This window comes from Natronomonas sp. (assembly GCF_036625485.1).
Taxonomy (GTDB): domain Archaea; phylum Halobacteriota; class Halobacteria; order Halobacteriales; family Haloarculaceae; genus Natronomonas.
Genome location: NZ_JAZKTR010000132.1, coordinates 1 through 6,420, shown reverse-complemented (window position 1 = coordinate 6,420; position 6,420 = coordinate 1). Strand labels below are relative to the sequence as shown.

The 6,420-nt window shown below is 67.7% G+C and carries 6 protein-coding genes; 4 read left to right on the top strand and 2 right to left on the bottom strand.

What is annotated here, in order from left to right:
* The 3 genes from mutS to V5A53_RS11690 form a co-directional block, all read left to right on the top strand.
* Nucleotides 1-2,330, top strand: a 2,330-nt coding sequence (gene mutS, locus V5A53_RS11700; RefSeq protein ID WP_332313793.1) for a DNA mismatch repair protein MutS, incomplete at its 5' end; no start/stop codon positions are given.
* Nucleotides 2,331-2,352: 22 nt separating this feature from the next.
* Entirely contained in the window at nt 2,353-2,691 is a 339-nt protein-coding gene (locus V5A53_RS11695; RefSeq protein WP_332313792.1) for a hypothetical protein, read from the top strand.
* Nucleotides 2,692-2,806: 115 nt separating this feature from the next.
* Nucleotides 2,807-3,397 (top strand): DJ-1/PfpI family protein, encoded by a 591-nt coding sequence (locus V5A53_RS11690; RefSeq protein ID WP_332313791.1) that lies wholly within the window; start codon nt 2,807-2,809, stop codon nt 3,395-3,397.
* A gap of 48 nt (nt 3,398-3,445) precedes the next feature.
* Here V5A53_RS11690 and V5A53_RS11685 read toward each other — a convergent pair whose 3' ends face one another.
* Nucleotides 3,446-3,748 (bottom strand): putative quinol monooxygenase, encoded by a 303-nt coding sequence (locus V5A53_RS11685; RefSeq protein WP_332313790.1) that lies wholly within the window; start codon nt 3,746-3,748, stop codon nt 3,446-3,448.
* A gap of 45 nt (nt 3,749-3,793) precedes the next feature.
* Nucleotides 3,794-3,967, bottom strand: a complete 174-nt coding sequence (locus V5A53_RS11680) for an ATP-binding protein (RefSeq protein WP_332313789.1) — start codon at nt 3,965-3,967, stop codon at nt 3,794-3,796.
* A 115-nt stretch (nt 3,968-4,082) separates the two neighbouring features.
* On the opposite strand from V5A53_RS11680, the gene mutL reads away from it, so the two are divergent.
* Entirely contained in the window at nt 4,083-6,083 is a 2,001-nt protein-coding gene (gene mutL / locus V5A53_RS11675) for a DNA mismatch repair endonuclease MutL (protein ID WP_332313788.1), read from the top strand.
* Nucleotides 6,084-6,420: the final 337 nt, after the last annotated feature.

Below are 6,420 nucleotides of genomic sequence, written 5' to 3'. Positions count from 1 at the left end.
CCGACGCGCAATTCCTCGCGGCGGTCGCCCGCGACGGCGACGAGTACGGCCTCGCGTTCTGTGACATCACGACCGGCACCTTCCGCGCGACGGCCGTGTCTGGCCCCGACGCGGCGAGTCGCGCGCTCACCGAACTGTACCGCTTCGCGCCGGTGGAGGTGATTCCCGGCCCCGAGGTCCGGACCGACGACGACTTCCTGGGCCGACTGCGCGAGCGCATCGACGGCCGGACGACGCTCCACGACACGGAAGCGTTCGCGCCCGGCCGCGCCCGGCATACGCTCGCCGAGCAGTTCGGCGACGCCGTCGAAACCGTCGGGCTCGACAGCGAGGCGGCGGTCGCGGCCGCGGGGGGGGCTATCGACTACATCGACGAGACGGGCGTCGGCGCCTTGGCGTCGGTGACGCGGTTACAGGCCTACGCGCCGGACGACCACGTCTCGCTGGACGCGACGACCCAGCGCAACCTCGAACTGACCGAGACGATGACCGGCGGCGGCAAGACCCTGTTCGACACCATCGACCACACCGAAACGAGCGCCGGGGGGCGCCTCCTGAAGGAGTGGCTCACCCGGCCGCTCCGCCGGGCGGGCGAACTCCGGCGTCGGCAGAGCGCGGTCGCGGCGCTGGCCGACGACGCCCTCGTTCGGGAAGGGCTGCGCGAGACGCTCGCTGCGGCCTACGACCTCGAACGGGTCGCCAGCCGCGCGGTATCCGGCAGCGCCGACGCCGATTCGCTCCTGCGGGCCCGCGAGACGCTGGCGCTCGTGCCGGACCTCGTCGAGAGCGTCGAGGGAGCGCCCCGACTGGCCGATTCGCCGGTCGCGGACCTGTTTGCCGACCTCGACCGCGAGGCCGTCGCTGGCCTCCGTGAGGAACTCGAAGCGCTGGCCGATGACCCGCCGAAGACGCTCCACGAGGGCGGCCTGATAAAGCGGGGCTACGACGAGGACCTCGACGAACTGGTCGCCCGCCACGAGCGGGCCGTCGAGTTCTTCGAGACACTCGAAGAGCGCGAGAAGCGCCAGCACGGCCTCTCCCATGTCACCGTCGGCCGCAACAAGACCGACGGCTACTACGTGCAGGTCGGCAAGAGCGAGGCCGACGGGGTGCCGGACCACTACGAGGGCATCAAGACGCTCAAGAACGCCGAACGGTACGTCTTCGAGGAGTTGCGCGAGAAGGAACGCGAGATCCTCCGCCTCGAAGAGGAACGCGGCGACCGCGAGTACGAGGCCTTCTGCCGCCTCCGGGAGTCGGTCGCCGAGGAGGCGGACCTCCTGCAGGAAGTCGGCCGAACGCTCGCGGAACTCGACTGTCTCTGCTCGCTGGCGGCCCACGCCGCCAAACGGGACTGGACGCGCCCGGAGTTGACCGACGAGGGGGTCCTCGACGTCGAGGCGGGGCGTCACCCGGTTGTCGAGACCGAGACCCGGTTCGTCCCCAACGACCTCTATCTGGACCGCGAGCGCCGCTTTCTGCTCGTGACCGGGCCGAACATGTCGGGGAAATCGACCTACATGCGGCAGGCGGCGCTGATCTCCCTGCTCGCACAGGTCGGCTCCTTCGTCCCCGCCGACAGCGCCCGCGTCGGTCTCGTCGACGGCGTCTACACCCGCGTCGGCGCGCTCGACGAACTCGCACAGGGACGGTCGACGTTCATGGTCGAGATGCAGGAACTCTCGAACATCCTCCATTCAGCGACCGAGGACTCCCTTGTCATCCTCGACGAGGTGGGACGGGGGACCGCCACCTACGATGGCATCTCCATCGCGTGGGCCGCCACCGAGTACCTCCACAACGAGATCGGCGCGTTCACCCTCTTTGCGACCCACTATCACGAACTCACGACGCTGGCCGACGAGTTGCCCCGCGTCGAGAACGTCCACGTGGCCGCAGAGGAGCGCGCTGGGGAGGTGACCTTCCTGCGGACCATCGAGGATGGGCCGACCGACCGCTCCTACGGCGTCCACGTCGCCGACCTCGCAGGCGTTCCCGACCCCGTCGTCGATCGCGCCGGGAACGTGCTGGATCGCCTGCGAGCGGACCGCGCCATCGAAGCCAAGGGCGGTGAGTCGTCGGGCGAGCCAGTTCAGGCGGTCTTCGACCTCGAAAGCGGCGAGTTCAGAGGCGAGGGAGGCGACGCGGCTCGGACCGCGGCCGAAGCCTCGGCGGACGGCGGCGCAGCAGAGACAGACACCGCCAGCGAACCGCTCGACCCTGATATCGAGGCCGTCATCGAGGACCTGCAGGACACCGACGTCAACGAGGTTCCACCCGTCGAACTGCTGAGTCGCGTTCAGGAGTGGCAGGAACGACTGGACGAGTAGGGAGTGACGGTATGCCCGGCTGGTGATACCATCGAGTGACAGCCAGTGGTATTTAAATCCACCAGCAGTACACAGCAGATACCTTACCCCCATAGATGCGATAGGAATACACATACCAACCGACCCCGAGCGCGAGATCCTGGCGCTGCTCGCGGAACACGGCGCCACGCCCGCCGTCGAACTGGCCGAACGGCTCGACCGTCATCCCGTCACCGTCGACCGACACTGCTACGACCTCGAATCCGGGGGCCACATCACGATGACGGCGACGGGCGGCGTATACAGACTGACGCCGCAGGGACGGCGACACTTCGAACGGCTCTCCGAGGACGGCAAAGCCGAGCGGTTGCTCGCGCCCTGACCGCCGCCGGTTCGCTGGGAAACCCGCCCGACGCGAGACGCCCGATTCGTGCCGCCTGAGTGACGAATGCTCGGCTTTTTGTGCTCACCAGCCGAAGTAGTGGAAGGTGGTACCAATGACCAAAGACATTCTGATGATCGTCGGCGATTTCAGTGAGGATTACGAGCTGATGGTGCCGTTCCAGGCGTTACAGATGGTCGGCCACGACGTCGATGCCGTCTGTCCCGACAAGGAGGCGGGCGAGACGGTGAAGACGGCCATCCACGACTTCCGCGGCGACCAGACCTACATGGAGTCGCGGGGGCACAACTTCGAGTTGAACGCGACGATGGCCGATGTCGACCCGACCGAGTACGACGCGCTGTGTGTACCCGGCGGCCGGGCGCCGGAGTATCTCCGCACCTACGACGAGGTCATCGAGGCGGTCCAGCACTTCTTCGAGGCGGACAAACCCGTCGCAACGCTGTGTCACGGCCCGCAGATCCTCGCGGCGGCCGACGTCCTCGACGGCTACGAGATGACGTCGTATCCGGCCGTCCAGGCCGAGTGCGAGGCCGCTGGCTGCTCGTGGGTCGACGAAGTCACCCGTGACAGGAACCTCGTGACGGGGCAGGCCTGGCCCGACCACCCCGAGTGGCTCGCGGCGTTCATGGACCTTCTCGGTGACGAGGTGAGCCACGGCGAGCCGGTCGCGGCCGACGATTGAGAGCGGCCAGCGAAGAACGACCTCGAACCGACGGGGCCGTCGGCGGCCCTACATCACCTGTGTTTTCGAGTCGACGTCGAACCGATAGAGTTCGGGTTCGCCGGCGAGACAGGAGGCGATAGCTGCCTGAAAGGCCTCGAAGTGGTCGCTGGACATATGCGTCTCGACGGCGTCGTCGTCCTCGTACTGTTCGATGACGCGGATGGTATCGGTATCCTCGATGTCGGTGGTGACGCGGTAGTCGATGACGCCGTCTTCGGCGCGGGATTCGACGGCGAGTTCCTCGACGCGTTCGAGTGCTTCCTCACGAGAGTCCGGTGCAACGGGGAGTTCGGCGTGCATCACTATCATGCACGTTGGCAACGACCACCGCGACCAAAAGCCTTCGTGCCGCGGTTATTCGTCGGTCCGGAACTCGATGCGGGCGCCGCCGGACTCGCTTTCGGTCGCACGCGTCGACCAGCCGTGGGCCTCGGCGACGGTATCGACGATTCGGAGACCGAAGCCGGTCCCGTCGGGGGTCGTCGAGTAGCGCGCGATACCACGCGGCATCGCGCGAAGCGGGGCCACCGTCACCGTCCATACAGACTGGTATCAAGACCCACGCAGAATGGTTGTGTTCCCAACCACGCTGAGAAAGAGTTAGGTACGGTCGGCGGCCAACGCCGTAAGTACGCGGTCTCTCATGGCTCCTGAAATCAGACGACTCGACGAGACGACGCGGGACAGGATCGCCGCCGGCGAAGTAGTCGAACGGCCGGCCTCGGTGGTCAAGGAACTGGTCGAGAACGCCTTGGACGCCGATGCCTCCCGCGTCGACGTCCGCGTCGAGGGCGGTGGCAAGGAGCGCATCGTCGTCGCTGACGACGGCTTCGGAATGTCGGAAAACGAGGCCCGCAAGGCCGTTCGGGAGCATACGACCAGCAAACTCCGAGACATCGACGACCTCGACGCCATCGGCACGCTCGGCTTCCGCGGGGAGGCGCTGCACGCCATCGGGTCGGTCGCCCGGGTGGCCATCCGAACCAAGCCCCGGGGCGGAAGCCGTGGCACCGAACTCGTCGTCGCGGGCGGCGACGTGGTCGAGTGCGGCCCCGTCGGCTGTCCCGAGGGCACCACCGTCGAGGTGACCGACCTCTTCGGGAACGTCCCGGCCCGGCGGAAGTACCTCAAGACAGCCGCCACGGAGTTCGACCACATCCAGCAGGTCGTCGCCGGCTACGCACTGGCCAACCCCGAGGTGGCGGTGACGCTGGAACACGACGGCCGGGAGACGTTCGCCACGCCCGGCGACGGCGACCGGCGCAGCGCCGTCCTCTCGGTGTACGGCCGCGAGGTCGCCGCCTCGATGATTCCCGTCGGCGACGCCCGCGAAGACGGCGACGCCGAGACCGCCACCGGGCCGCTGGCGGGCGTCGAGGGACTGGTCAGCCACCCCGAGACGAACCGTGCGAGTCGCGAGTACATGACGACGCTCGTCAACGGCCGCTACGTCACCGCGAACGTGGTTCGGGAGGCCATCGTCGACGCCTATGGAACCCAACTGGCGCCGGACCGCTATCCCTTCGCCGTCGTCGATATCGACGTGCCGGCCGGCGGCGTCGACGTGAACGTCCACCCCCGGAAACTGGAGGTGCTCTTCGCCGACGACGAGGGGGTCCGCGGGACGGTCAGCGACGCTGTCGAGGCGGCGCTCCTGGAGGAGGGCCTGCTCCGCTCGCGGGCGCCGCGAGGGCGTTCGGCGCCCGACCAGACCGAGATATCGCCGGATACGAGCGATGGAGGTGACGAGGAGGCCGAACCGGAACGCACCGAATCGGGCCACCGCGCTCGACCCGAAACCGGGGCGGGTTCGAACCCCACCGACGCTTCGCGTGGAACCGAACGGGCAGACGCCCCGTCATCGACGTCCCGAGCGACCGAGCCATCCGCCGCATGGGAGGACGACGCTAGCGAGGAACCCACTGCGCCGTCGGTCGGTTCCACGCCCGAAACCGACCGCGAGAACCGCTTCCGCGAGACGCCCGACCAGCGCACCTTCGACGGCGAGGAGACGACGGGCACCCCCGAGGCGATGGACCGCCTGCCGGAGATGCGCGTCCTCGGGCAGTTCGACGGCACCTACATCGTCGCCGAGACCGACGACGGCCTCGTGTTGGTCGACCAGCACGCCGCCGACGAGCGGGTCAACTACGAACGGCTCCAGGAGCGATTCGCGGATGATGTGACGACGCAGGCGCTCGCCGACCCGGTCGAACTGGACCTCACCGCCCGCGAGGCCGCGCTGTTGGGCGATTATAAGGCGGCGCTGGCCCGCCTCGGCTTCCGCGTTCAGCGAACGGGCGACCGGACCGCCGCGGTGACGACCGTCCCTGCGCTGGTCGCCGAGCGAATCGGCGACGACGCGCCCGAACTCGCCCGCGATCTGCTGGCGGAGTTCGTCGACGGCGACCCCGAAGGAACCGTCGAGAGCGTCGTCGACGACCTGCTCGGAGATCTGGCGTGTCACCCGTCTATTAAAGGGAACACCTCACTTCGAGAGGGAACAGTAACCGGCCTGCTGTCGGCGCTGGACGACTGCGAGAACCCCTACGCCTGTCCGCACGGCCGGCCGACGGTCATCGAACTCTCACGCGAGGAGATTCAGGACCGCTTCGAGCGCGACTATCCCGGTCACGGTGGCTAGGATACGTTATTTTATAAACGAAGCTTGGCGATTCATTGACCGCAACCACCTCGAAAGCCCTCGGCGGGGAGGCGGTCGCTGAGCGGGATATCCTCCCTACGGTCGGATAGGGGCCCGCTCAGACGACCAAGTAAACGCCTCCCCGCCTCGCCCTTTCAGTCCGCCAAGGTGGCGGTTGCTCGACCGACAGAAACCAATGGCTAGCGTCTCTTATTTAAGTGGTGTCGAAACTTGCCCGCCTCAGACCCACTCGATGGCGCCGCCGAGGTCGAACGGAAGTCGCCCGTGGCGGTAGCCCTCGATGTGTCCGTCGGAGCGGGCGCGGAAGACGACGGTC